Annotated in this window: 24 protein-coding genes; 22 read left to right on the top strand and 2 right to left on the bottom strand. The window is 72.8% G+C overall.

Going from position 1 to position 26306, the window contains the following annotated elements; genetic code table 11:
* Positions 1 to 89 precede the first annotated feature (89 nt).
* The 7 genes from aroC (at position 90) to nusB (ending at position 6357) form a co-directional block, all read left to right on the top strand.
* Complete coding sequence (gene aroC, locus SZN_RS03520; protein WP_043727864.1) at positions 90 to 1274, top strand: chorismate synthase; 1185 nt, start codon at positions 90 to 92, stop codon at positions 1272 to 1274.
* Entirely contained in the window at positions 1271 to 1786 is a 516-nt protein-coding gene (locus tag SZN_RS03515; RefSeq protein WP_007491477.1) for a shikimate kinase, read from the top strand. The genes aroC and SZN_RS03515 overlap by 4 nt, the downstream gene beginning before the upstream one ends.
* Positions 1783 to 2874, top strand: coding sequence for a 3-dehydroquinate synthase (aroB, locus tag SZN_RS03510; protein WP_007491475.1), 1092 nt, complete (start codon positions 1783 to 1785; stop codon positions 2872 to 2874). The genes SZN_RS03515 and aroB overlap by 4 nt, the downstream gene beginning before the upstream one ends.
* A gap of 168 nt (positions 2875 to 3042) precedes the next feature.
* On the top strand, positions 3043 to 3921 hold the full coding sequence (locus SZN_RS03505) for a Pro-rich N-terminal domain-containing protein (protein ID WP_078508422.1): 879 nt from the start codon (positions 3043 to 3045) through the stop codon (positions 3919 to 3921).
* A gap of 274 nt (positions 3922 to 4195) precedes the next feature.
* A complete protein-coding gene (locus tag SZN_RS03500) occupies positions 4196 to 5302 on the top strand; it encodes an aminopeptidase P family protein (RefSeq protein WP_007491472.1) in 1107 nt (368 codons plus the stop codon).
* Positions 5303 to 5353: 51 nt separating this feature from the next.
* Positions 5354 to 5920, top strand: coding sequence for an elongation factor P (gene efp / locus SZN_RS03495; RefSeq protein WP_007491471.1), 567 nt, complete (start codon positions 5354 to 5356; stop codon positions 5918 to 5920).
* Between the two features lie 2 nt (positions 5921 to 5922).
* Complete coding sequence (gene nusB, locus SZN_RS03490; protein ID WP_007491470.1) at positions 5923 to 6357, top strand: transcription antitermination factor NusB; 435 nt, start codon at positions 5923 to 5925, stop codon at positions 6355 to 6357.
* Between the two features lie 228 nt (positions 6358 to 6585).
* Here nusB and bldD read toward each other — a convergent pair whose 3' ends face one another.
* Positions 6586 to 7089: a transcriptional regulator BldD gene (gene bldD / locus SZN_RS03485; protein ID WP_007491469.1), complete on the bottom strand. Its 504-nt coding sequence runs from the start codon at positions 7087 to 7089 to the stop codon at positions 6586 to 6588.
* 253 nt (positions 7090 to 7342) lie between these two features.
* Between bldD and pyrR the strand changes: the two genes are divergently transcribed.
* From pyrR to SZN_RS03415, 14 genes are all read left to right on the top strand, one after another.
* Positions 7343 to 7915, top strand: coding sequence for a bifunctional pyr operon transcriptional regulator/uracil phosphoribosyltransferase PyrR (pyrR, locus tag SZN_RS03480; protein ID WP_007491468.1), 573 nt, complete (start codon positions 7343 to 7345; stop codon positions 7913 to 7915).
* A gap of 103 nt (positions 7916 to 8018) precedes the next feature.
* The gene (locus SZN_RS03475) at positions 8019 to 8996 is read left to right on the top strand and encodes an aspartate carbamoyltransferase catalytic subunit (protein WP_007491467.1); all 978 of its coding nucleotides are present in this window, start codon (positions 8019 to 8021) and stop codon (positions 8994 to 8996) included.
* 4 nt (positions 8997 to 9000) lie between these two features.
* Entirely contained in the window at positions 9001 to 10287 is a 1287-nt protein-coding gene (locus SZN_RS03470) for a dihydroorotase (protein WP_007491465.1), read from the top strand.
* A gap of 17 nt (positions 10288 to 10304) precedes the next feature.
* Positions 10305 to 10877, top strand: a complete 573-nt coding sequence (locus SZN_RS03465) for a PH-like domain-containing protein (protein ID WP_007491464.1) — start codon at positions 10305 to 10307, stop codon at positions 10875 to 10877.
* Entirely contained in the window at positions 10874 to 12043 is a 1170-nt protein-coding gene (gene carA / locus SZN_RS03460; protein WP_007491461.1) for a glutamine-hydrolyzing carbamoyl-phosphate synthase small subunit, read from the top strand. Before SZN_RS03465 ends, carA begins: the two co-directional genes overlap by 4 nt.
* Complete coding sequence (gene carB, locus SZN_RS03455; RefSeq protein ID WP_007491457.1) at positions 12036 to 15344, top strand: carbamoyl-phosphate synthase large subunit; 3309 nt, start codon at positions 12036 to 12038, stop codon at positions 15342 to 15344. Before carA ends, carB begins: the two co-directional genes overlap by 8 nt.
* 163 nt (positions 15345 to 15507) lie before the next feature.
* A complete protein-coding gene (locus SZN_RS03450) occupies positions 15508 to 16620 on the top strand; it encodes a quinone-dependent dihydroorotate dehydrogenase (RefSeq protein ID WP_007491455.1) in 1113 nt (370 codons plus the stop codon).
* The gene (pyrF, locus tag SZN_RS03445) at positions 16617 to 17456 is read left to right on the top strand and encodes an orotidine-5'-phosphate decarboxylase (RefSeq protein WP_007491454.1); all 840 of its coding nucleotides are present in this window, start codon (positions 16617 to 16619) and stop codon (positions 17454 to 17456) included. The genes SZN_RS03450 and pyrF overlap by 4 nt, the downstream gene beginning before the upstream one ends.
* A 287-nt stretch (positions 17457 to 17743) precedes the next feature.
* Positions 17744 to 18067, top strand: a complete 324-nt coding sequence (locus SZN_RS03440) for an integration host factor (protein WP_003977346.1) — start codon at positions 17744 to 17746, stop codon at positions 18065 to 18067.
* Positions 18006 to 18683: a guanylate kinase gene (gene gmk / locus SZN_RS03435; RefSeq protein ID WP_483027198.1), complete on the top strand. Its 678-nt coding sequence runs from the start codon at positions 18006 to 18008 to the stop codon at positions 18681 to 18683. The genes SZN_RS03440 and gmk overlap by 62 nt, the downstream gene beginning before the upstream one ends.
* Positions 18684 to 18761: 78 nt before the next feature.
* On the top strand, positions 18762 to 19034 hold the full coding sequence (rpoZ, locus tag SZN_RS03430; protein ID WP_005319902.1) for a DNA-directed RNA polymerase subunit omega: 273 nt from the start codon (positions 18762 to 18764) through the stop codon (positions 19032 to 19034).
* A gap of 121 nt (positions 19035 to 19155) precedes the next feature.
* Complete coding sequence (gene coaBC / locus SZN_RS03425) at positions 19156 to 20367, top strand: bifunctional phosphopantothenoylcysteine decarboxylase/phosphopantothenate--cysteine ligase CoaBC (RefSeq protein ID WP_007491444.1); 1212 nt, start codon at positions 19156 to 19158, stop codon at positions 20365 to 20367.
* A gap of 233 nt (positions 20368 to 20600) precedes the next feature.
* Positions 20601 to 21824 carry a methionine adenosyltransferase gene (gene metK, locus SZN_RS03420; RefSeq protein ID WP_007491442.1) on the top strand — a complete coding sequence of 408 codons (1224 nt, stop codon included), beginning with the start codon at positions 20601 to 20603 and terminating at the stop codon, positions 21822 to 21824.
* A 185-nt stretch (positions 21825 to 22009) separates the two neighbouring features.
* Positions 22010 to 24160, top strand: coding sequence for a primosomal protein N' (locus SZN_RS03415; protein ID WP_007491440.1), 2151 nt, complete (start codon positions 22010 to 22012; stop codon positions 24158 to 24160).
* Positions 24161 to 24478: 318 nt separating this feature from the next.
* Here the strand turns inward: SZN_RS03415 and SZN_RS03410 are convergent, their stop codons facing one another.
* On the bottom strand, positions 24479 to 25021 hold the full coding sequence (locus SZN_RS03410) for a hypothetical protein (RefSeq protein ID WP_007491438.1): 543 nt from the start codon (positions 25019 to 25021) through the stop codon (positions 24479 to 24481).
* Positions 25022 to 25322: 301 nt separating this feature from the next.
* Between SZN_RS03410 and fmt the strand changes: the two genes are divergently transcribed.
* On the top strand, positions 25323 to 26255 hold the full coding sequence (gene fmt / locus SZN_RS41860) for a methionyl-tRNA formyltransferase (RefSeq protein ID WP_007491436.1): 933 nt from the start codon (positions 25323 to 25325) through the stop codon (positions 26253 to 26255).
* The last annotated feature ends 51 nt before the right edge of the window (positions 26256 to 26306 follow it).

Here is a 26306-nt window from a genome sequence, read left to right as displayed (position 1 = left end):
CCGGGGCCGCGCACCAGGTCGCGCCGTCGCCGTACGCGAGGACGTGCGTACGCAGTGCAGTACCAGGGCGCGAGCACCGAGGAGCACCGTTGAGCAGGTTGCGCTGGCTGACCGCGGGGGAGTCCCACGGCCCCGCACTCGTGGCGACGCTGGAGGGCCTTCCCGCCGGCGTGCCGATCACCACGGAGATGGTGGCGGACCACCTGGCCAGGCGGCGGCTCGGCTATGGACGCGGCGCGCGCATGAAGTTCGAGCGCGACGAGGTCACCTTCCTCGGCGGTGTCCGGCACGGCCTCACCCTCGGCTCCCCGGTCGCGATCATGGTGGGCAACACCGAATGGCCCAAGTGGGAGCAGGTCATGGCGGCCGATCCGGTCGACCCGGAGATCCTCGCCGGCCTCGCCCGCAACGCCCCGCTGACCCGTCCGCGCCCCGGCCACGCCGACCTGGCGGGCATGCAGAAGTACGGCTTCGACGAGGCCCGGCCGATCCTGGAGCGGGCCTCCGCCAGGGAGACCGCCGCCCGGGTGGCGCTGGGCGCGGTGGCCCGGTCGTACCTCAAGGAGACGGCCGGGATCGAGATCGTCAGCCATGTCGTCGAGCTGGCCGCGGCGAGGGCGCCCCAGGGCGTGTACCCGACGCCCGCCGACGTCGAGAAGCTGGACGCCGACCCCGTGCGCTGCCTGGACGCGGACGCCTCGAAGGCGATGGTCGCCGAGATCGACCAGGCCCACAAGGACGGCGACACCCTCGGCGGTGTCGTCGAGATCCTCGCCCACGGCGTCCCGGTCGGCCTCGGCTCCCACGTCCACTGGGACCGCAAGCTCGACGCGCGGCTCGCGGGCGCGCTCATGGGCATCCAGGCGATCAAGGGCGTCGAGATCGGTGACGGCTTCGCGCTGGCGCGCGTGCCCGGTTCCCAGGCCCACGACGAGATCGTGAACACCCCCGACGGCATCCGCCGGGTCTCCGGCCGCTCCGGCGGCACCGAGGGCGGTCTCACCACCGGCGAGCTGCTGCGGGTGCGTGCCGCGATGAAGCCGATCGCGACCGTGCCGCGCGCCCTGCAGACCGTGGACGTGGCCACCGGGGAGGCCGCGCAGGCCCACCACCAGCGCTCCGACGTCTCCGCCGTGCCGGCCGCGGGCATCGTCGCCGAGGCCATGGTGGCCCTCGTGCTCGCGGACGCCGTCGCGGAGAAGTTCGGCGGCGACTCGGTCACCGAGACCCGCCGCAACGTCTCCTCGTACCTCGACAGCCTGGCGATCCGGTGAGCGGGCCGCTGGTCGTGCTCGTCGGACCGATGGGCGTGGGCAAGTCGACCGTCGGGCAGCTGCTCGCCGACCGGCTCGGCGCGGGCTACCGCGACACCGACGACGACATCGTCGAGGAACAGGGCCGCAGCATCGCCGAGATCTTCGTGGACGAGGGCGAGGACGCCTTCCGGGCCATCGAGAAGGAGGCGGTCCGCCGGGCGATCGCCGCGCACGACGGCGTCCTGGCGCTCGGCGGCGGCGCGATCCTCGACCCCGGCACGCGCGCGCTGCTCGCCGGGCAGCGGGTCGTCTACCTCTCGATGGACGTCGAGGAGGCGGTCAGGCGGACCGGGCTGAACGCCGCCCGCCCGCTGCTCGCGGTCAACCCGCGCAAGCAGTGGCGCGAGCTGATGGAGGCCCGCCGCCCGCTGTACGAGGGGATCGCCACCGCGGTCGTGGCCACCGACGGCCGCACGCCCGAGGACGTGGCACAAGCCGCCCTGGACGCACTGGAGTTGAAGGAAGCATGAGCGAGACCATCATCCGGGTCCAGGTCGGCGGCACCGCGGGCACCGACCCCTACGAGGTCCTGGTGGGCCGCCGGCTCCTGGGCGAACTGGCCGGGCTGATCGGCCCCCGCGCCAAGCGGGTCGCCGTGCTCCACCCCGAGGCGCTCGCCGAGACCGGCGAGGCGCTGCGCGCGGACATCGCCGGCCAGGGCTACGAGACGGTCGCCATCCAGGTCCCGAACGCGGAGGAGGCCAAGACCGCCGAGGTCGCCGCCTACTGCTGGAAGGCGCTCGGCCAGTCCGGCTTCACCCGCTCCGACGTCGTCGTCGGCGTGGGCGGCGGGGCCACCACCGACCTCGCCGGGTTCGTGGCGGCGACCTGGCTGCGCGGGGTGCGCTGGATCGCGATCCCGACCACCGTGCTCGCCATGGTGGACGCGGCCGTCGGAGGCAAGACCGGCATCAACACCGCCGAGGGCAAGAACCTCGTCGGCGCCTTCCACCCGCCGGCCGGCGTGCTGTGCGACCTGGCCGCCCTGGAGTCCCTGCCGGTCAACGACTACGTCTCCGGACTAGCGGAGATCATCAAGGCCGGCTTCATCGCCGACCCGGCGATCCTGGAGCTGATCGAGGCCGACCCGCAGGCCGCGCGCACCCCGGCCGGCCCGCACACCGCCGAGCTGATCGAGCGCTCGATCCGGGTCAAGGCCGAGGTGGTCTCCTCGGACCTGAGGGAGTCGGGCCTGCGGGAGATCCTGAACTACGGCCACACCCTCGGCCACGCCATCGAGAAGAACGAGCGCTACTCGTGGCGGCACGGCGCAGCGGTCTCCGTCGGCATGCACTTCGCCGCCGAACTCGGCCGTCTCGCCGGGCGGTTGGACGACGCGACGGCCGACCGCCACCGGGCGATCCTGGAGTCGGTGGGCCTGCCGCTGCACTACCGCCACGACCAGTGGCCCAGGCTGCTGGAGGCCATGAAGGTCGACAAGAAGTCCCGCGGCGACCTGCTGCGCTTCATCGTCCTGGACGGTCTGGCCAAGCCGACCGTGCTGGAGGGACCGGACCCCGCCGTCCTGCTCGCCGCGTACGGCGAAGTCGGCCAGTAAGTCCGCCGAAGCGCGCTTCCGTCCGATTCGCCTGTGGTGATGGGCACTTCGGACCGCCTCCGGCCGTTCACCAAACGGCGGCCGGGGGCGGTACCGTTCGGTGGGAGCGCGGCCCGAGCCCCGCTGCCAGCGCCAACGGCCATGGACGACGAGACGGAGTGGCACCGGATGCAGCACCCAGTGGGTTCTCCGCTGCCGCCGCCCCACCAGCCGGGGCACGGCTGGTCGTCGGCCGCGCATCACCCGGGCGCGCACCCCCCTGGCACGCACCAGGGCCCCGCGCCGCAGCACCAGGGCCCCGCCGCGCACCAGGGCTCGGCTCCGCCCCCGCCCCCTCCCGCGCCGGGCTTCGCCCCGCCCGGACCCGTCCCCGCGCCGCCGCGCGCCCCGGTCCCGCCCACGCCCGAGACCACCGGCCATGTGCCCCTGCCGCCCGGCGGCCCGGTCGCGATGCCCACGGTCCCGCCCGCCGTGGCACCGGACCCGGCGGCCACCACCCTCGCCGTGCTGCTGATCGGCCCGGCCGGGGCCGGCAAGACGAGCGTCGCCAAGTACTGGGCGGACCACCGCAGGGTGCCCACGGCCCACATCAGCCTCGACGACGTCCGCGAATGGGTCCGCTCGGGCTTCGCCGACCCCCAGTCCGGGTGGAACGACCACTCCGAGGCCCAGTACCGCCTGGCCCGCCGCACCTGCGGATTCGCCGCGCGCAACTTCCTCGCCAACGGGATCTCGTGCATCCTCGACGACGCCGTCTTCCCGGACCGTCCCGTGGTCGGCCTCGGCGGCTGGAAGCGGCACGTGGGCCCCGGCCTGCTGCCCGTCGTCCTGCTCCCCGGCCTGGAGATCGTCCTGGAGCGCAACGCGGAGCGCTCGGGCAACCGCCGCCTCACCGACGACGAGGTCGCCCGCATCCACGGCCGGATGGCGGGCTGGTACGGCTCGGGTCTGCCGATCATCGACAACTCCCAGCTGGACGTCCCCCAGACGGCCCGGATCCTGGACGACGTCCTCGCCCGCTCGATAGCCAGCCCGCCGGCCTGGTGACGGTGCGGCGCCCCGGCACGGGGGCGTCCGTAAAGGGTGCGGGCCGGCCACCCGGTCCGGCTCCCGCGGGTACGCCTCCGGCGGGCCGTGCGGTGTGCCGCGACCCGGGGCGCCTGCCCGGCGCGGGGGGCACGCGCCGGGCGGCTCGTCCGGGCGGTGCGGGAGCCGCCCCGTCCGCCGCCGGGCCGGCCGTCACGGGTCCGTACGATCCCGGTACCGCCCACTCAGCCCTCCTCGACCGGCGCCGACCCCGCGAAGCTCTTACGCTCGGGGCATGTCAGAGGTGTACGCCACCCGCCGATCCCGGCTGAGGGAACGCTGTCAGGCCAGCGGCAGCGCCACCGCGCTGATCTCCCGCCCCGCCAACGTCCGCTACCTGGCGGGCGCCGCCCCGCAGAACGCCGTGCTGCTCCTGGGCAGGACCGAGGACCTGCTCGTGTGCTCGGGCCCGACCGACGGCCGCCCCACCGAGGGCCGCCTCGACGAGGCGCTGCGCACCCACACCCTCTCCGGCCCCGGAGGCGACACCGCCGTGGCGGCCGCCGACCTCGCCGCGTCCCGGGGCGCCGAGTCGCTGGCCGTGGAGGAGCGCCATCTGACCGTCGCCCGGCACCGGGCCATCCGCTCGGTCGTCCCGCGGCTGCGGCTGGCCGACCTGGGGGCGGGCGTCGAGCAGCTGCGGGTGGTCAAGGACGAGGAGGAGATCTCCTGCCTGCGCATCGGCGCCGAGATCGCCGACCAGGCGCTCGGTGAACTCCTCGAATCCATCCTGGTGGGCCGCACCGAACGCCACCTGGCCCTGGAACTCGAACGCCGCCTCGTGGACCACGGTGCCGACGGGCCCGCGTTCCCCACCGCCGTCGCCACCGGCCCCCACTCCGGCCGCCGGGCGCACCGGCCCACCGACCGCCGGGTCGAGGAGGGGGACTTCCTCTCGGTCTGCCTCGGCGCCACATACCGCGGCTACCGCTGCGAGATCGGCCGGACCTTCGTCATCGGGACGTCCCCGGCCGACTGGCAGATCGAGCTGTACGACCTGGTCTTCGCAGCCCAGCGCGCCGGACGCGAGAGCCTGGCGCCCGGCGCCGCCTGCCGGGACGTCGACCGTGCCGCCCGCCAGGTCCTGGACTCCGCCGGGCACCACGCGGCGCTCCCGTCCCTCACCGGTCACGGCGTCGGACTGGAAATCGACGAGGACCCGCAGTTGGCCCCCGCGGCCATGGGTAAACTGGACGCTTGCGTGCCGGTCACCGTCGAACCGGGGGTCCACCTCCCGGGCAGGGGCGGTGTCCGGATCGATGACACGCTCGTCGTCCGCCCCGAGGCGGACGGCGGACCCGAGCTACTCACCATCACGACCAAGGAGCTGCTCGCCCTCTAGGCAGGTGCGTGCGCCGGGGTCGTCCACGTCAGTCCAGGAGATTCCGCAACCGTGGCTTCCACGAACGACCTCAAGAACGGCATGGTGCTCAAGCTCGAAGGCGGCCAGCTCTGGTCCGTCGTCGAGTTCCAGCACGTCAAGCCCGGCAAGGGCCCGGCCTTCGTGCGCACCAAGCTCAAGAACGTGCTCTCCGGGAAGGTCGTCGACAAGACCTTCAACGCCGGCGTGAAGGTCGAGACGGCCACCGTCGACAAGCGCGACATGCAGTTCTCGTACATGGACGGCGAGTACTTCGTCTTCATGGACATGGAGACCTACGACCAGCTCCTGGTCGACCGCAAGGCCGTCGCCGACGCCGCCAACTTCCTGATCGAGGGCTTCACCGCCACCGTCGCGCAGCACGAGGGCGAGGTGCTCTTCGTCGAGCTGCCGGCCGCCGTCGAGCTCGTCGTCCAGGAGACCGAGCCGGGCGTCCAGGGCGACCGCTCCACCGGCGGCACCAAGCCCGCCACGCTGGAGACCGGTCACCAGATCCAGGTCCCCCTCTTCATCACCACCGGAGAGAAGATCAAGGTCGACACCCGCACCAGCGACTACCTCGGCCGGGTGAACAGCTAACCGTGGCTGCCCGCAACACGGCCCGCAAGCGCGCTTTCCAGATCCTCTTCGAGGGCGACCAGCGCGGTGCCGACGTCCTCACGGTCCTCGCGGACTGGGTCCGGCTCTCCCGGGACGACACCCGGCAGCCGCCCGTCAGCGAGTACACGATGGAGCTGGTCGAGGGCTACGCGCAGCGCGCGAGGCGGATCGACGAGCTGATCGCGCAGTACTCCGTCGGCTGGACGCTCGACCGGATGCCGGTCGTGGACCGCAACCTCCTGCGCCTCGGCGCGTACGAGCTGATCTGGGTCGACGGGACCCCGGACGCGGTCGTGCTGGACGAGATGGTGCAGCTGGCGAAGGAGTTCTCCACGGACGAGTCGCCCTCGTTCGTCAACGGCCTGCTCGGCCGGCTGAAGGACCTGAAGCCCTCGCTGCGCCGCGAGGAAGCCTGAGGCTCCCGACCGCGCCGTCGTGCCGAGGGCCCGCAGCACCGCCGCTGCGGGTCCTTCGGCACGATGACGCGCCCCGAGGGCCCGGCCCCGGCTCCCGGCGGCCTCACGGGCCCGGAGAGGCCGCCGGGGAGGACAGGTACGTACAACGCCGCCGGGGTGGCCGGAACCGATCGGTTCCGGCCACCCCGGCGGCACGTTTCTTCTGAAGAGCCCGACCCCGGGGAGCGCTCAGCCCTCGTCGGCGTGGGAGACGGCGCGACGCGCGTCGGCGTCCAGCACGCCCCAGCTGATCAGCTGCTCGGTCAGGACCGAGGGGGACTGGTCGTAGATGACGGCGAGTGTGCGCAGGTCGTCCTGGCGGATCGACAGCACCTTGCCGTTGTAGTCACCGCGCTGCGACTGGATCGTCGCCGCGTACCGCTGGAGCGGGCCCGCCTTCTCGGCCGGGACGTGCGCCAGCCGCTCCAGGTCCAGGACCAGCTTCGGCGGCGGCTCGGCGGCCCCGCCCGGAGTGGTGCCCGGCAGGAGCTCCTGCACCGGGACGCCGTAGAAGTCCGCCAGCTCGGCGAGGCGCTGCACGGTCACGGCGCGGTCGCCGCGCTCGTACGAACCGACCACGACGGCCTTCCAGCGTCCCTGGGACTTCTCCTCGACCCCGTGGAGGGAAAGGCCCTGCTGGGTGCGGATGGCCCGGAGCTTGGCCCCGAGCTGTTTGGCGTATTCGCTGGACATATGGCTCCCCGGCACTGGGTCGACGCGGCTGGCTTGGCTTCCATGCCGCGCGGTTGGTAACTCACTGTGAGGTTACGCAGCGTTACTCTGGCCCGTCAAGCCGAATGGTCCACACCGACGCTTCCGTGCTATCGGTGGCCGATTGGGCCAAGCGGGTGAACGGAGGTGTACGACCGGCCTGCTACGGTAGACGGCGCAAACCAGACGTCCTTTAAGGTCCGTCCCGTGAGGCGGAGAAGGAGGTCCTTTCCGCATGGACAGGCAGCAGGACACGCAAGGCCCCGATGCCAGGCCCGTTCTCGAAGGCCCCGACATCGCGCGGGTGCTGACCCGCATCGCCCACGAGATCGTCGAGCGCGCCAAGGGCGCCGACGACGTGGTGCTCCTCGGAATCCCCACCCGCGGCGTCTTCCTCGCCCGGCGGCTGGCGGTCAAGCTGGAGGAGATCACCGAGCGCGCGATCCCGGTCGGTTCACTGGACATCACGATGTACCGCGACGACCTGCGCATGCACCCGCCGCGCGCGCTCGCCCGCACCGAGATCCCCGGGGACGGCATCGACGGCCGGCTCGTCGTCCTGGTCGACGACGTCCTCTTCTCCGGCCGCACCATCCGCGCCGCGCTCGACGCGCTGAACGACATCGGCCGCCCGCGCGCGGTGCAGCTCGCGGTCCTCGTCGACCGAGGCCACCGGGAACTGCCGATCCGCGCCGACTACGTCGGCAAGAACCTCCCCACGTCGCTGCGGGAGACGGTCAAGGTCCTGCTCGCCGAGGAGGACGGTCGCGACACCGTGCTGCTCGGCGCCAAGCAGACCGCCCAGTAGCGCCCACGGCGTACGGCCCGCGCGCCGTACGCCCGCTCCGTGCGCTCGCGCGCACCCGTCTGCCCCGAACCTCCCGACTGAACTGCCTTACGGAGCCTGACAGATGCAGCGTCATCTCATCTCGGCCGCCGACCTCTCCCGCGACGACGCCGTCCTGATCCTCGACACCGCCGAGGAGATGGCCCGGGTCGCCGACCGGCCGATCAAGAAGCTGCCGACCCTGCGCGGCCGCACCGTCGTCAACCTCTTCTTCGAGGACTCCACGCGCACGCGTATCTCCTTCGAGGCCGCCGAGAAGCGGCTGTCCGCGGACGTCATCAACTTCTCCGCCAAGGGGTCCAGCGTGTCCAAGGGCGAGTCCCTGAAGGACACCGCCCAGACCCTGGAGGCGATGGGCGTCGACGCCGTCGTCATCCGGCACGGCGCCTCGGGCGCCCCGTACCGCCTCGCGAACTCCGGCTGGATCGACGCGGCCGTCATCAACGCCGGCGACGGCACCCACCAGCACCCCACCCAGGCGCTCCTCGACGCCTTCACGATGCGCCGGCGCCTGGTCGGCCGGGACGCCGGGCTCGGCCGGGACCTCGCCGGGCGGCGCATCACCCTCGTCGGCGACGTCCTGCACAGCCGGGTCGCCCGCTCCAACGTGGACCTGCTGCACACCCTCGGCGCCGAGGTCACCCTGGTCGCCCCGCCCACCCTGGTGCCGGTCGGCGTCGGGTCCTGGCCGTGCGAGATCTCGTACGACCTCGACAGCGTGCTGCCCAAGTCCGACGCCGTGATGATGCTGCGCGTGCAGCGCGAGCGGATGAACGCCGCGTTCTTCCCCACCGAGCGCGAGTACTCCCGGCGCTACGGCCTCGACGCCGACCGCATGGCGCGGATGCCCGGGGACGCCATCGTGATGCACCCCGGCCCGATGGTCCGCGGCATGGAGATCACCGCCGAGGTCGCCGACTCCGAGCGCTGCACCGCCGTCGAGCAGGTCGCAAACGGAGTCTCCATCCGGATGGCCGTGCTGTACCTCCTGCTCGGGGGCAACGAGCCCGCCGTCACCCACACCCGTACCGAGGAGAAGTAAGACGATGAGCAAGACCCTGATCCGTGGTGCGCAGGTGCTCGGGGGCGAGCCGCAGGACGTACTGATCGAGGACGGCACCGTCGCGCAGGTCGGCACCGGCCTGAGCGCGGAGGGCGCCGAGGTCGTCGAGGCGGCGGGCAAGGTCCTGCTGCCGGGCCTGGTCGACCTGCACACCCATCTGCGCGAACCCGGCCGCGAGGACTCCGAGACGGTCCTGACCGGCACGCGCGCGGCGGCCTCCGGCGGCTACACGGCCGTGTTCGCCATGGCCAACACCTTCCCCGTCGCCGACACCGCCGGCGTCGTCGAGCAGGTCTACCGGCTCGGCCAGGAGCACGGGTACTGCGACGTGCAGCCCGTCGGCGCCGTCACCGTCGGCCTGGAGGGCCGCAAGCTCGCCGAACTGGGCGCCATGCACGAGTCCGCGGCCGGCGTCACCGTCTTCTCCGACGACGGCAAGTGCGTCGACGACGCCGTGATCATGCGCCGCGCCCTGGAGTACGTGAAGGCGTTCGGCGGCGTCGTCGCCCAGCACGCGCAGGAGCCGCGGCTCACCGAGGGCGCCCAGATGAACGAGGGCGTCGTCTCCGCCGAGCTGGGCCTCGGCGGCTGGCCGGCGGTGGCCGAGGAGTCGGTCATCGCCCGGGACGTCCTGCTCGCCGAGCACGTCGGCTCCCGCGTCCACATCTGCCATCTGTCGACCGCCGGATCCGTCGAGATCGTCCGCTGGGCCAAGTCCCGCGGCATCGACGTCACCGCCGAGGTCACCCCGCACCACCTGCTGCTCACCGACGAACTGGTGCGGACCTACGACCCGGTCTACAAGGTGAACCCGCCGCTGCGCACCGAGCGTGACGTGAGGGCGCTGCGCGAGGCCCTCGCCGACGGCACCATCGACATCGTCGCCACCGACCACGCCCCGCACCCCCACGAGGACAAGGACTGCGAGTGGGCCGCGGCAGCCATGGGCATGGTCGGCCTGGAGACCGCGCTGTCGGTGGTCCAGGAGACGATGGTGGACACCGGACTGCTGACCTGGGCCCAGGTCGCCGAGCGCATGTCCTTCAAGCCCGCCGAGATCGGCCGGGCGAGCGGCCACGGACGTCCCGTCTCGGCTGGTGAGCCCGCCAACCTCACGCTCGTGGACACGGCTTACCGTGGACCGGTGGACCCCGCGGGCTTCGCCTCGCGCAGCCGCAACACCCCGTACCGGGGGCGTGCGCTGCCGGGCCGTGTGACGCACACCTGGCTCCGGGGCAAGGCCACGCTCGTCGACGGGAAGCTCACGTGACACCTGCAACACTGCCCATGACCGGACTCGCCACCCGCCTCGCGGTCGAACAGAAGTCCGCCGAGGTGACCGACTGGGCCGCCAGAATCGGCTGGGTCATCGGTCTCGCCCTCTTCGTCGCGCTCGTCTACTGGCTGATGCGCGAGGGCTGGAAGTGGCGCGGCACCCTCCAGAACGACCTGCCGGAGCTGCCCACCGCGCCGGACGACCCCGGCGCCGCCAGACTGAGCCTGAGCGGCCAGTACCACGGTTCCACCACCGCCGGCCAGTGGCTGGACCGCCTCGTGGCGCACGGCCTGGGCAACCGCAGCCGGGTCGAGCTCACCCTGACGGACGCGGGACTGGACGTCGTACGCCCCGGCGCGGCCGACTTCTTCGTCCCGGCGGGGCAACTGCGCGAGGCCCGGCTCGACAAGGGCATCGCGGGCAAGGTCCTCACCGAGGGCGGACTGCTCGTCGTGACCTGGGCGCACGGCGACCGGCTGATCGACTCGGGGTTCCGCTCCGACCGGGCGGCCGAGCACAACGAGTGGGTCGACGCCGTCAACTCCATGATCAAAACCGACAGCACGGAAGGCGCCGAACGATGACGACCTCCACCAGGGGAGCCGCGAAGACTCCCGCCGTACTCGTCCTGGAGGACGGCCGGACCTTCCGCGGCCGCGCCTACGGGGCCGTGGGGGTGACCTTCGGCGAGGCCGTGTTCTCCACCGGGATGACCGGCTACCAGGAGACCCTGACCGACCCGTCGTACCACCGCCAGGTCGTCGTGATGACCGCCCCGCACGTCGGCAACACCGGCGTCAACGACGAGGACCCGGAGAGCGGCCGGATCTGGGTCGCCGGCTACGTCGTGCGCGACCCCGCGCGCGTGCCGTCCAACTGGCGCTCCCGGCGCTCCCTGGACGAGGAGCTCCACCGGCAGGGCGTCGTCGGGATCTGCGGCATCGACACCCGCGCCCTCACCCGCCACCTGCGCGAGCGCGGCGCCATGCGCGTCGGTATCTTCTCCGGCAACGCCCTGCCCGACGAGGGCACCATGCTCGCCGAGGTCCGCCAGGCCCCCGAGATGAAGGGCGCCGACCTCTCCGCCGAGGTCGCCACCAAGGAGGCGTACGTCGTCCCGGCGATCGGCCCCGACGGTGCGGCCGTCCCGATCGGCACCGCGAGGTTCACCGTCGCCGCCGTCGACCTCGGCATCAAGGGCATGACCCCGCACCGCATGGCCGAGCGCGGCATCGAGGTCCACGTCCTGCCCGCGACCGCCACCGCCGAGGACGTCTACGCCGTGCACCCGGACGGCGTGTTCTTCTCCAACGGCCCCGGCGACCCCGCCACCGCCGACCACCCCGTCTCCGTCATGCGGGCGGTCCTGGAGCGCGGCACCCCGCTCTTCGGCATCTGCTTCGGCAACCAGATCCTCGGCCGCGCCCTCGGCTTCGGCACCTACAAGCTCAAGTACGGCCACCGGGGCATCAACCAGCCCGTGCAGGACCGTACGACGGGCAAGGTCGAGGTCACCGCGCACAACCACGGCTTCGCCGTCGACGCGCCGGCCGACCGGGTCTCCGAGACTCCCTACGGCCGCGCCGAGGTCTCCCACGTCTGCCTGAACGACGACGTGGTGGAGGGTCTGCACCTCCTGGACCGGCCGGCCTTCAGCGTCCAGTACCACCCCGAAGCGGCGGCCGGCCCGCACGACGCCGCCTACCTGTTCGACCGCTTCGTCTCCCTGATGGAGGGCCAGCGTGCCTAAGCGCACCGATATCCAGTCCGTCCTGGTCATCGGCTCCGGCCCGATCGTCATCGGCCAGGCCGCCGAGTTCGACTACTCCGGCACCCAGGCGTGCCGCGTCCTGAAGTCCGAGGGCCTGCGCGTCGTCCTCGTGAACTCCAACCCGGCGACGATCATGACCGACCCGGAGATCGCCGACGCCACGTACGTCGAGCCGATCACCCCAGAGTTCGTCGAGAAGATCATCGCCAAGGAGCGCCCCGACGCGCTGCTGCCCACCCTCGGCGGTCAGACGGCCCTCAACACGGCCATCTCGCTGAGCGAGGCGGGCACCCTGGAGAAGTACGGCGTCGAACTCATCGGCGCCAACGTCGAGGCCATCAACAAGGGCGAGGACCGCGACCTGTTCAAGGCGGTCGTCGAGGCCGTCCGCGGCAAGATCGGCCACGGCGAGTCCGCCCGCTCGGTCATCTGCCACTCCATGGACGACGTGCTCGGCGGTGTCGAGACACTGGGCGGCTACCCGGTCGTCGTCCGCCCGTCCTTCACCATGGGCGGCGCCGGCTCCGGCTTCGCCCACGACGAGGAGGAGCTGCGCCGCATCGCAGGCCAGGGCCTCACGCTCTCCCCGACCACCGAGGTGCTCCTGGAGGAGTCCATCCTCGGCTGGAAGGAGTACGAGCTGGAGCTGATGCGCGACAAGCACGACAACGTCGTGGTCGTCTGCTCCATCGAGAACTTCGACCCGATGGGCGTGCACACCGGTGACTCGATCACCGTCGCCCCGGCGATGACGCTGACCGACCGCGAGTACCAGATCCTGCGCGACATCGGCATCGCCGTCATCCGCGAGGTCGGCGTCGACACCGGCGGCTGCAACATCCAGTTCGCGGTGAACCCCGAGGACGGCCGGGTCATCGTCATCGAGATGAACCCGCGCGTCTCGCGCTCGTCGGCCCTCGCCTCCAAGGCGACCGGCTTCCCGATCGCCAAGATCGCCGCCAAGCTCGCCGTCGGCTACACCCTCGACGAGATCCCCAACGACATCACGCGCGAGACCCCGGCCTCCTTCGAGCCGACCCTCGACTACGTGGTCGTCAAGGCCCCCCGCTTCGCCTTCGAGAAGTTCCCGAGCGCCGACTCCACGCTGACGACCACCATGAAGTCGGTGGGCGAGGCCATGGCCATCGGGCGCAACTTCACCGAGGCGTTCCAGAAGGCGCTGCGCTCGCTGGAGAAGAAGGGCAGCCAGTTCACCTTCGTCGGCGAGCCCGGCGACAAGACCGCGCTGCTCCAGGAGGCGGTCCGCCCCACCGACGGCCGGATCAACGCCGTCATGCAGGCCATCCGCGCGGGCGCCACCCAGGAGGAGGTCTTCGCGTACACGAAGATCGACCCCTGGTTCGTCGACCAGCTCTTCCTGATCAAGGAGATCGCCGACGAACTCGCCGAGGCGCCCGAACTCACCCCGGACCTGATCGCCGAGGCCAAGCGGCACGGCTTCTCCGACGCCCAGATCGGCGAGATCCGCGGACTGCGCGAGGACGTGGTGCGCGAGGTCCGCCACGCGCTGGGCATCCGGCCGGTCTACAAGACCGTCGACACCTGCGCCGCCGAGTTCGCCGCGCGGACCCCGTACTTCTACTCCTCCTACGACGAGGAGAGCGAGGTCGCCCCGCGCGAGAAGCCCGCGGTCATCATCCTGGGCTCCGGCCCCAACCGCATCGGCCAGGGCATCGAGTTCGACTACTCCTGCGTCCACGCCTCCTTCGCGCTGAGCGACGCCGGGTACGAGACCGTCATGGTCAACTGCAACCCGGAGACCGTCTCCACCGACTACGACACCTCCGACCGGCTGTACTTCGAGCCGCTGACGCTGGAGGACGTGCTGGAGATCGTGCACGCCGAGCGGCAGGCCGGCCCCGTGGCGGGCGTCGTCGTCCAGCTCGGCGGCCAGACCCCGCTGGGGCTGTCGCAGGCGCTCAAGGACAACGGCGTGCCGATCGTCGGCACCTCCCCGGAGGCCATCCACGCCGCCGAGGACCGCGGCGCCTTCGGCCGCGTCCTGGCCGAGGCGGGCCTGCCTGCCCCCAAGCACGGCACCGCCACCACCTTCGCCGGGGCCAAGGCCATCGCCGACGAGATCGGCTACCCGGTCCTGGTGCGGCCCTCGTACGTCCTCGGCGGACGCGGCATGGAGATCGTCTACGACGAGACCCGGCTGGAGTCCTACATCGCCGAGTCGACCGAGATCAGCCCCTCGCGGCCGGTGCTCGTCGACCGCTTCCTGGACGACGCCATCGAGATCGACGTCGACGCGCTCTACGACGGCCGCGAGCTCTACCTCGGCGGCGTCATGGAGCACATCGAGGAGGCCGGCATCCACTCCGGCGACTCGGCGTGCGCGCTGCCGCCGATCACGCTGGGCGGCTTCGACATCAAGCGCCTGCGGTCCTCGACGGAGGCCATCGCCAGGGGCGTCGGCGTACGCGGCCTGATCAACATCCAGTTCGCGATGGCCGGCGACATCCTCTACGTCCTGGAGGCCAACCCGCGCGCGTCCCGCACGGTCCCCTTCACCTCCAAGGCGACCGCCGTGCCGCTGGCCAAGGCCGCCGCCCGCATCTCGCTCGGCGCCACCATCGCGGAGCTGCGCGCCGAGGGCCTGCTCCCGGCGCACGGCGACGGCGGCGAGCTGCCGTTCGACGCGCCGATCTCCGTCAAGGAGGCCGTGATGCCGTGGTCGCGCTTCCGCGACATCCACGGCCGCGGCGTCGACACCATCCTCGGCCCGGAGATGCGCTCCACCGGCGAGGTCATGGGCATCGACTCCGTCTTCGGCACGGCGTACGCCAAGTCGCAGGCCGGCGCGTACGGGCCGCTGCCCACCAAGGGCCGCGCGTTCATCTCGGTCGCCAACCGCGACAAGCGTTCGATGATCTTCCCCGCGCGCGAACTGGTCGCCCACGGCTTCGAACTGCTCGCCACCTCCGGTACGGCCGAGGTGCTCAAGCGCAACGGCATCAACGCCACGGTCGTGCGCAAGCAGTCCGAGGGCATCGGCCCCAACGGCGAGAAGACCATCGTCCAGCTCATCCACGACGGCGGGGTCGACCTCATCGTCAACACCCCGTACGGCACCGGCGGCCGCCTCGACGGCTACGACATCCGTACGGCGGCCGTGGCGCGGTCCGTGCCGTGCCTGACGACGGTCCAGGCGCTCGCCGCCGCCGTCCAGGGCATCGACGCCCTGAACCACGGCGACGTGGGCGTGCGCTCGCTCCAGGAACACGCCGAACACCTGACCGCGGCCCGCGACTAGCAGCCGAGGAGGGGGACACCGGAAACGGTGTCCCCCTCTTCATGCTCCTCATGAGGTCACCCGAGACTTCAGAAGGACCCAGAAGTATCCAGAAACAATGAGAAGTACCCAGAAGTACCCAGAAGTGCTCAGAAGGATTCAGAAGGACCCAGAGGACACGGACATGTACAAGCTCTTCTTCCGCCTGGTCTTCACGAGGATGGACCCGGAACGCGCCCACCACCTGGCCTTCCGCTGGATCCGCGGCGCCGCGCGCGTCCCGGTGCTGCGCACCTTCCTCGCCGCCGCCCTGGCGCCCCGCCACAAGGAGCTGCGCACGGAGGCGTTCGGACTGCGCATGCACGGCCCCTTCGGCCTCGCCGCGGGCTTCGACAAGAACGCCGTCGCGATCGACGGCATGGCCATGCTCGGCTTCGACCACGTCGAGATCGGCACGGTCACCGGGGAGGCGCAGCCCGGCAACCCCGGGAAGCGCCTCTTCCGGCTCGTGAACGACCGCGCGCTGATCAACCGCATGGGCTTCAACAACGAGGGCTCGCTCGTCGTGGCGGCCCGCCTGGCCTCGCGCACGCCGCTCCTGCGGACCGTCGTGGGCGTCAACATCGGCAAGACCAAGACCAAGACCGTCCGGGAGGAGGACGCGGCCGGCGACTACGTGAAGTCGGCCGAGCGCCTCGCGCCGTACGCCGACTACCTGGTCGTCAACGTGTCCTCGCCGAACACCCCCGGACTGCGCAACCTCCAGGCCGCCGAGTCGCTGCGGCCGCTGCTGAGCGCCGTGCGCGAGGCCGCCGACCGCACGGCGACCGGCCGCCGGGTGCCGCTGCTCGTGAAGATCGCGCCGGACCTCGCCGACGAGGACGTGGACGCGGTGGCCGACCTCGCCGTCGAGCTGGGCCTGGACGGCATCATCGCCACCAACACCACCATCGCGCGCGAAGGGCTCGGCCTGGCCTCCGCGCCCGCCCTGGTCAAGGAGACCGGCGGGCTCTCCGGCGCGCCCCTGAAGGCCCGCTCCCTGGAGGTGCTGCGGCGCCTCTACGCGCGCGTGGGCGACCGGATCACCCTGGTGGGCGTCGGCGGCGTCGAGGACGCCGAGGACGCCTGGCAGCGCATCCTGGCGGGCGCCACCCTGGTGCAGGGCTACAGCGCCTTCGTCTACCAGGGCCCCTTCTGGGCCCGCGCCGTCCACAAGGGGCTCGCCGCGCGCCTGCGCACCAGCCCGTACGCCACCCTCGCCGACGCGGTCGGCGCCGACGTGAGGAAGCCCGTATGACCGAGTCCTTCGGCGCGCGACTGCGCCGTGCCATGGACGAGCGCGGCCCCCTGTGCGTGGGCATCGACCCGCACGCGTCCCTGCTCGCCGAATGGGGCCTGGCCGACGACGTGGCGGGCCTGGAGCGGTTCAGCCGCACGGTCGTGGCGGCGCTGGCCGGCCGGGTCGCGGTGCTGAAACCGCAGAGCGCGTTCTTCGAGCGGTTCGGCTCGCGCGGCGTCGCCGTCCTGGAAAGGACCGTGGCGGAGGCGCGCGCGGCCGGCGCGCTGGTCGTGATGGACGCCAAGCGCGGCGACATCGGCTCCACCATGGCCGCCTACGCCGAGTCGTTCCTGCGCGAGGACTCGCCGCTGTTCTCGGACGCGCTCACCGTCTCGCCCTACCTCGGCTACGGCTCGCTGGCCCCGGCCGTCGCGCTGGCGCGCGAGAGCGGCGCCGGGCTGTTCGTCCTCGCGCTGACCTCGAACCCGGAGGGCGGCGAGGTCCAGCACGCGGTCCGCGCGGACGGGCGTACCGTCGGCGCGACCGTGCTCGGCCACCTGGCGGCCGAGAACGCGGGGGAGGAGCCGCTGGGGTCCTTCGGCGCGGTCGTCGGGGCGACCCTCGGCGACCTGTCGGCGTACGACCTCGACATCAACGGCCCGCTCCTCGCGCCCGGCATCGGGGCCCAGGGCGCCACGCCGGCGGATCTGCCCCGGGTCTTCGGCGCCGCCGTGCGCAACGTCGTGCCCAACGTCAGCCGCGGTGTGCTCCGGCACGGCCCCGACGTGGTCGCGCTGCGTGACGCGGCGTCACGCCTCGCCGAGGAGGTGGCGGCCGCCGTGGCCGGTGCCTGAGGCGCCTGAGCGCGTTCCGGCCGGTCACCGGACTGCGCGCGGGGGTGGCGCGGGCTCCGCTTGAGGCTGGATACATCCTCAAATCCTGGGCAGTATGTCCCAAATGCCTGCCCTCACGGAGGCTGACCAGGACTTTTCCGCTGTTCTCGCTGACTCTGGCGGACTTGCCCGCTAGTCTCCGACGAGAGTCCACGGGCAAGCGTGTTGCTCGCGGCTCCCCAGGTGTGGGGCGACTAGGTTCCTCACCGGTCCGTATCCGACAGATCGACATCCGAGGTGACGTAGGCGTGGCTCTTCCGCCCCTTACCCCTGAACAGCGCGCAGCCGCGCTCGAAAAGGCCGCCGCGGCTCGCCGGGAGCGGGCCGAGGTCAAGAATCGACTCAAGCACTCCGGCGCCTCCCTGCACGAGGTGATCAAGCAGGGCCAGGAGAACGACGTCATCGGCAAGATGAAGGTCTCCGCGCTGCTCGAGTCCCTGCCGGGCGTGGGCAAGGTCCGCGCCAAGCAGATCATGGAGCGGCTCGGCATCTCCGAGAGCCGCCGGGTGCGTGGCCTCGGCTCCAACCAGATCGCCTCCCTGGAGCGTGAGTTCGGCAGCACCGGCTCCTGATCCGGGTCCTCCGGACCGGGAGTCCCGGGCACTGCGGGATTGCTGGAATAATCGCTGCATGAGTGAACGTCCGCGGCTGACCGTGCTCTCCGGCCCTTCGGGGGTCGGCAAGAGCACGGTCGTCGCCCATATGCGCAAGGAACACCCCGAGGTCTGGCTCTCGGTGTCGGCGACGACCCGCAAGCCCCGCCCCGGCGAGCGGCACGGAGTCCACTACTTCTTCGTCACCGACGAGGAGATGGACAAGCTGATCGCCAACGGCGAACTGCTGGAGTGGGCCGAGTTCGCGGGCAACCGCTACGGCACGCCGCGTGCGGCCGTGCTGGAGCGGCTGGAGGCCGGCGAGCCCGTCCTGCTGGAGATCGACCTCCAGGGCGCCCGGCAGGTCCGCGAGTCCATGGCCGAGGCCCAGCTGGTGTTCCTGGCTCCGCCCTCCTGGGAGGAGCTGGTGCGCAGGCTCACCGGACGGGGCACCGAACCGCCCGAGGTCATCGAGCGCCGCCTGGCCGCCGCGAAGATCGAGCTGGCCGCCGAGCCGGAGTTCGACGTGACCTTGGTCAACACCTCCGTCGAGGACGTGGCGCGTGAGCTGCTAGCCTTGATGGACGTCGTGTGATCGTGACCGTGCGGCCTTCCGCCGCCACCGGCCCCGGTCACCCGTACTGATTCTTTCCCATCCATCGGAAGGTAGAGCGTGTCCTCTTCCATCACCGCGCCCGAGGGCATCATCAACCCGCCGATCGACGAGCTCCTCGAGGCCACCGACTCGAAGTACAGCCTCGTGATCTACGCGGCCAAGCGGGCCCGCCAGATCAACGCGTACTACTCGCAGCTCGGCGAGGGCCTCCTCGAGTACGTCGGTCCGCTCGTCGACACGCACGTCCACGAGAAGCCGCTCTCGATCGCCCTGCGCGAGATCAACGCGGGTCTGCTGACGTCCGAGGCCATCGAGGGCCCGGCGCAGTAAGTACGATCAACAGCTTTCAGCTGACTTTTCCACAGGCCCGGCAGTCACACTGCCGGGCCTGTGGTGTGTAGTGGAGTCGTACGTAGCCGAGTGCGGGGAGAGACGAGTGCGGGGAGAGACGGTGGACAAGCCGAAGGTCGTTCTGGGGGTCAGCGGCGGCATCGCCGCCTACAAGGCATGCGAGCTGCTGCGCAGATTCACGGAGTCCGGCCATGAGGTCCGCGTGGTGCCCACCGCCTCCGCGCTGCACTTCGTCGGCGCCGCCACCTGGTCCGCCCTCTCCGGCAACCCCGTCTCCACGGAGGTCTGGGACGACGTCGACCAGGTCCCGCACGTCCGCATCGGCCAGCACGCCGACCTGGTCGTCGTGGCGCCGGCCACCGCCGACCTGCTCGCCAGGGCCGCCCACGGCCTCGCCGGCGACCTGCTGACCAACACCCTGCTCACCGCCCGCTGCCCGGTGGTCTTCGCCCCCGCCATGCACACCGAGATGTGGGAGCACCCCGCCACCCGGGAGAACGTGGCGACGCTGCGCCGGCGCGGCGCCGTCGTCATCGAGCCCGCCGTCGGCCGGCTCACCGGGGTCGACACCGGCAAGGGCCGGCTGCCCGACCCCGCGGAGATCTTCGAGGTCTGCCGCCGCGTGCTGGCCAGGGGCGTCACCGAGCCCGACCTCGCGGGCCGGCACGTCGTCGTCAGCGCGGGCGGCACACGCGAGCCGCTCGACCCCGTGCGCTTCCTCGGCAACCGCTCCTCCGGCAAGCAGGGCTACGCCCTCGCCCGCACCGCCGCCGCGCGCGGCGCCCGCGTCACGCTCGTGTCCGCCAACACCGGGCTGCCCGACCCGGCGGGCGTCGACGTCGTCCCCGTCGGCACCGCCGTGCAGATGCGCGAGGCCGTCCTCAAGGCCGCCGCCGACGCCGACGCGGTGGTGATGGCGGCCGCGGTCGCCGACTTCCGTCCCGCCGCCTACGCCGCGGGGAAGATCAAGAAGAGGGACGGCCAGGAGCCCGATTCCGTCGTCCTGGTGCGCAATCCGGACATCCTCGCGGAGATCTCCGCCGAGCGGGCCCGCCCCGGCCAGGTGATCGTCGGCTTCGCCGCCGAGACCGACGACGTCCTGGCCAACGGCCGGGAGAAGCTGCGGCGCAAGGGCTGCGACCTCCTCGTGGTCAACGAGGTGGGGGAGCGCAAGACCTTCGGTTCGGAGGAGAACGAGGCGGTCGTCCTCGGCGCTGACGGCAGCGAGACACCCGTGCCCCACGGCCCCAAGGAAGCCCTGGCCGACACCGTGTGGGACCTGGTGGCGCCCCGCCTCGCCGGGACCGCGTGAGACGCCGCCGACCACGGTGGAGCCGGACTCGATTCGGGCGTGGCGCCTCTGGTCAAGGGGCGGGCGGCATTGGCAGAATGCCCGTGCCGCAGGTCACAGCGCTCCCGAGAGGCGAGACAGGGGGGTCCGTGACCGGGCGCGACAGATAAACTGTCCCAGGACGGTGCCGGGCGCAGCCCCCGAGCCCGTCCGCCCATGATCAGCCAGCAGCCGCTGCAACCCCAGGGAGCGTTGTGTCCCGTCGCCTGTTCACCTCGGAGTCCGTCACCGAGGGTCACCCCGACAAGATCGCTGACCAGATCAGCGACACCATTCTCGACGCACTGCTGCGCGAGGACCCGTCGTCCCGCGTCGCCGTCGAGACCCTGATCACGACCGGTCTGGTGCACGTGGCCGGAGAGGTCACGACCAAGACGTACGCCGACATCGCGACGCTCGTCCGCAGCAAGATCCTCGAGATCGGCTACGACTCCTCCAAGAAGGGCTTCGACGGAGCCTCCTGCGGCGTCTCGGTCTCGATCGGCGCGCAGTCCCCGGACATCGCGCAGGGCGTGGACACCGCGTACGAGTCCCGGGTCGAGGGTGCCGCCGCAGGGGGAGAACTCGACGAACTGGACCGCCAGGGCGCCGGCGACCAGGGCCTGATGTTCGGCTACGCGACGGACGAGACGCCCACGCTGATGCCGCTGCCGGTCTTCCTGGCGCACCGCCTGGCCAAGCGCCTGTCCGAGGTCCGCAAGAACGGCACCATCCCCTACCTGCGCCCCGACGGCAAGACGCAGGTCACCATCGAGTACGACGGCGACAAGGCGGTCCGCCTGGACACCGTGGTCGTCTCCTCGCAGCACGCCTCCGACATCGACCTCGACTCGCTCCTCGCGCCCGACATCCGCGAGTTCGTGGTCGAGCCGGAGCTGAAGGCGCTCCTCGACGACGGCATCAAGCTGGACACCGAGAACTACCGCCTGCTGGTCAACCCGACCGGCCGCTTCGAGATCGGCGGCCCGATGGGCGACGCCGGCCTCACCGGCCGCAAGATCATCATCGACACCTACGGCGGCATGGCCCGCCACGGCGGTGGCGCGTTCTCCGGCAAGGACCCGTCCAAGGTGGACCGCTCGGCCGCGTACGCCATGCGCTGGGTCGCCAAGAACGTCGTCGCGGCCGGACTCGCCTCGCGCTGCGAGGTGCAGGTGGCGTACGCGATCGGCAAGGCCGAGCCGGTGGGCCTGTTCGTCGAGACCTTCGGCACCGCCAAGGTCGACGCCGAGCGGATCGAGAAGGCCATCGAGGAGGTCTTCGACCTGCGTCCGGCCGCCATCATCCGCGACCTGGACCTGCTCCGCCCGATCTACGCCCAGACCGCCGCCTACGGTCACTTCGGCCGTGAGCTGCCGGAGTTCACCTGGGAGCGGACCGACCGCGTGGACGCGCTGCGCGAGGCGGCGGGCCTGTAGAGCCCGTCCCCGAGCCCGCGCGAGGCCCGGCTCCCCTGCGGGGGCCGGGCCTCGCCCGTTCCCCCCGGGAGGGCCCGGCCGGACGTCCGGCGGACGGCCCGGCCGTCCGGTGCGGGGTGCGCGCGGGCGCCCGACGGGCACACGGGCGGCGTCGGTTGTCAGTGGCGTTTGGTAGGAATGCAGGCGTGAGCAGCGAGAACGAGCGGCCGGGGGGCGGTGCCGAGGGGGCGCCGCCCGAGCAGCTTGCGCTCATCCGGGAGAGCGTGCGCCAGGCGAAGACGCCACGGGCACGACCCCGCACCTGGCGGGGCGCCCCGCTCGCGAAGGACCTCCCCGTCGCCAGAGTGCTGGTCGACAAGGGCGTACTGCACCTCGACCGCTACTTCGACTACGCGGTGCCCGAGGAACTGGACGCGGACGCCCAGCCCGGGGTGCGGGTGCGCGTCCGGTTCGGGGCGGGCGCCCACCATGTGCGCGAAGGGCGGCGGGAGGGCGGCGGGCTGCGCGACGGGTACATCGTGGAGCGGCTGGCCGAGTCGGACTATCAGGGGCCGTTGGCGGCCCTGGCACAGGTGCTCTCGCCCGAACCCGTCCTCGACCCCGAACTGCTCGCCTTCGCCCGCGCGGTGGCCGACCGGTACGCGGGCAGCCTCGCGGACGTGCTCCAACTCGCGATCCCCCCGCGGCACGCCAAGGCCGAGGCCGGGCAGCTGCCCCCCGCTCCGCCCCCGCCGCCCGCCCCGCACCCCGGGCCCTGGCAGCGCTACGAGCGAGGGCCCCGGCTGCTTCAGGCGCTGGCCGCCGGGCACGCCCCGCGCGCGGTGTGGACGGCGCTGCCCGGCCCCGAGTGGGCCGGTGAGATCGCCCTCGCCGTCCAGGCGACCCTCGCCTCCGGGCGCGGCGCGCTGGTGGTCGCGCCGACCGGCCGGTCCGCCGCCCGGGTGGACGCGGCCCTCACGGAGGTGCTGGGAGAGGGACAGCACGCCCTGCTGACCGCCGACGCGGGCCAGGAGCGGCGCTACCGGCAATGGCTGGCCGTGCGACGCGGGTCCGTGCGGGCCGTGGTGGGCACCCGCGCCGCGATGTTCGCCCCGGTGCGGAATCTGGGCCTGGTGGTGATCTGGGACGACGGCGACTCCAGCCACAGCGACGACAACGCCCCCTTCCCGCATGTGCGCGAAGTGCTGGAGCTGCGGGCATCGGGTGACAAGTGCGGCTTTCTGCTGGGCAGTTGGGGCTGCACGGTCGAGGCCGCCCAACTGGTGCGCAGCGAGTGGGCGGTGCCGGTCACGGCGGACCGGGAGCACACGCGCCGGCTCGCCCCGCTGGTGCGGACCGTCGGCGACACCGACCTCGCCCGCGACGAGGCGGCCCGCGCGGCCCGGCTCCCCTCACTCGCCTGGCAGGTGGCCAGGGAGGGGCTGCGGCACGGGCCGGTGCTCGTGCAGGTGCCCCGGCGCGGCTATGTGCCGAGGCTCGCGTGCGCCCAGTGCCGGGCGCCCGCCCGCTGCCGGAACTGCGTCGGCCCCCTGGAGGCCCGGGGCGGCTCCGAGGCCCTGGTGTGCGCCTGGTGCGGACAGGGCTGCGCCGACTGGCACTGCCCCGAGTGCGGCGGTTTCCGGCTGCGGGCCCAGGTGGTGGGGGCGCGGCGGACCGCCGAGGAGCTGGGTCGGGCCTTCCCCGCGGTCCCGGTGCGCACGTCGGGGCGGGAGCACGTGCTCGACACGGTGCCGGGCACGCCCGCCCTGGTGGTGAGCACCCCCGGCGCCGAGCCCGTGGCCGAGGGCGGTTACGCGGCGGCCCTGCTGCTCGACGGGTGGGCGCTGCTCGGCCGGCCCGACCTCCGGGCGGGGGAGGAGGCCCTGCGCCGCTGGATCACGGCGTCGGCCCTGGTGCGGCCCCAGGAGGCCGGCGGCACCGTGGTGATCGTCGCGGAGGCCACGCTGCGCCCGGTGCAGGCGCTGGTGCGCTGGGACCCGGTGGGCCACGCGGTCCGGGAGCTCGCCGAGCGCGCGGAGCTCGGGTTTCCGCCCGTGTCGCGGATGGCGGCCGTCTGCGGGCCGCCCGAGGCACTGACGGAGTTCCTGGGAGCCGTGGAACTGCCGAGGGACGCCGAGGTGTTGGGGCCGGTCCCGCTCCAGGTCACCCCCGCCGGACGTGCACGGCGCCCCGGCGGGCCGCCCCCGGGCGAGCAGTGGGACCGCGCGCTGGTCCGCGTGCCGCCCGGGAGCGGCGCCGCGCTGGCCTCGGCGCTGAAGCACGCTCGGGCGGCGCGGACGGCTCGCGGCGGCACGGAGTCCGTGCTGGTGCGCATCGACCCACCGGACATCGGCTGAGCGCCGGGGGCACGCCGAGGAGGGCGCGCGTCCCGCTGCCCGCCTGGGACCGTGCTGGTGCGCAAGCGACCCACCGGACGTCGGCTGAGCGCCGGGGGCGCGCCGAGGGACGGTCCCCGCCCCGCCCTTAACCAACAGCGTCCGCCCCTCGTACCGGGCCCCGCCTCTCACCTCGTACCGTGCGGGACCCGGCCCTCCCGCCCCGGAGACCGCGCCGCGCGCGTCCCGCTGCGGCCGGTGTGGCGCTCGGGGACGGGGGTGTTCGGGCAGGGGTCTGCCCTCCCGGGTGCGCTCCGGGAGGGCAGAGAGCGGGGGCCGTCAGCCGTTGCGCGGGCCGGGGAACGCGGTGGGCCTGGCCTCGTCGCGCAGGGCCGGACTCCCCGCCGTCGGCTGGGTGGGCATGGAGCGTGCTGCGGGGACGGTGGGCACCGTCGGCAGGGCCGTCGAGACGTTGACCGTGCGGGAACCCGACGGCTCGGACGTCCGCTCGGCCTCGGCGGCCGCCTGGGCGGCGGCACGGCGGGCGCCGTAGCGGCGGTGGACGGCCTGCTTGGTGACGCCGAGGGCGGAACCCACCGCGTCCCAGGAGAACCCGAGCGAGCGGTCGAAGTCCACGGCCGCCGTGACCAGGGTCTCGACGCTGTCCCGCAACTCCTGGGCGAGGCGGACCGTCGGGGCGGGGGCGCGTCCGTAGACGACGAAGCCCGCGGAGGGGCCGGAGCGGCGCGGGCGGTAGACGTTGCCCAGCTGGGCGGTCAGGGTGCGCAGCGCGTCCACCTGCCGGCGGACCCGCTCGATGTCCCGCACCAGCAAGTGCAGGCTGGCCCGAGCCTGGGCGTCGTGGGTTGCGTGGTCGGCCATGAACAAGCCTCTCGAACCGGCGATGAAAGGGAGGGGGGCCGCGACGTCGGCGTGTGCGGCCCGAAGTGGTCAACTCTTTCTTGACCAACGCGGCAACGGTCCGCGGGTCACGCTCTGGGGGCGTGTGGGCATATGCCCACGCCCCCGAGGGGCGGACGGGCCTCCACCGCCGGTCCGGGAGAAGGCGGCCGCGGGGCCCGGCCGCGGGGCCCTGGCCGCCGCCGGGGTGAGCCCCCGGGACGCGCGGTCATAGACTGGTGCGTCGCCCAGCCCGTCCCGCCCGAGAGGCCCGTGCCCACCCATGAAGCTCGTCTTCGCCGGTACCCCCGAGGTCGCCGTTCCCGCTCTGGACGCCCTGATCGCCTCCGGGCGGCACGAGGTGGCCGCCGTCGTCACCCGGCCCGACGCACAGGCCGGACGCGGGCGCAGGATGGTCGCGAGCCCGGTGGCCGAGCGGGCCGCGGAGGCCGGGATCGAGGTGCTCAAGCCCGCCAGGCCGCGCGACCCCGGCTTCCTGGACCGGCTCCGGGAGATCGCGCCCGACTGCTGCCCGGTCGTCGCCTACGGCGCCCTGCTGCCGCGGGTCGCCCTCGACGTCCCCGTCCACGGCTGGGTCAACCTGCACTTCTCGCTGCTGCCCGCCTGGCGCGGCGCCGCCCCCGTGCAGCACAGCATCATGGCGGGCGACGGGATCACCGGCGCCTCCACCTTCCTGATCGAGGAGGGGCTCGACTCCGGGCCGGTCTACGGCACCGTCACCGAGGAGATCCGGCCCACCGACACCAGCGGCGATCTGCTGACCCGGCTCGCCCTCGCGGGCGCCGGACTGCTCGCCGCGACCATGGACGGCATCGAGGACGGCACCCTGAAGGCCGTCCCGCAGCCCGCCGAGGGCATCACGCTCGCGCCGAAGGTCAACGTCGAGGACGCCCACGTCGACTGGAGCACCCCGTCCCTGCGCGTGGACCGGGTCGTGCGCGGCTGCACCCCGGCTCCGGGCGCCTGGACCGTCTTCCGCGGCGAGCGGCTCAAGCTGATCCAGGTGCGGCCCGTGCCCGGACGCGACGACCTGGCGCCTGGCGTGCTCGCCGCGGGCAAGAACGACGTCCACGTGGGCACCGGTTCCTACGCCGTCGAGCTGCTGTGGGTGCAGGCGCAGGGCAAGAAGCCGATGCGGGCGGCGGACTGGGCGCGCGGCGCGCGCATCACCGAGGGGGAGCGGCTCGGCGCGTAGCCGTCCGTACGCCGGGGCGGACCCCCGACGTACGCTGGTCGTACCTCTCAT

It is taken from the genome of Streptomyces zinciresistens K42 (assembly GCF_000225525.1).
Taxonomy (GTDB): domain Bacteria; phylum Actinomycetota; class Actinomycetes; order Streptomycetales; family Streptomycetaceae; genus Streptomyces; species Streptomyces zinciresistens.
This window is presented reverse-complemented; position numbering and strand designations above follow the sequence as displayed.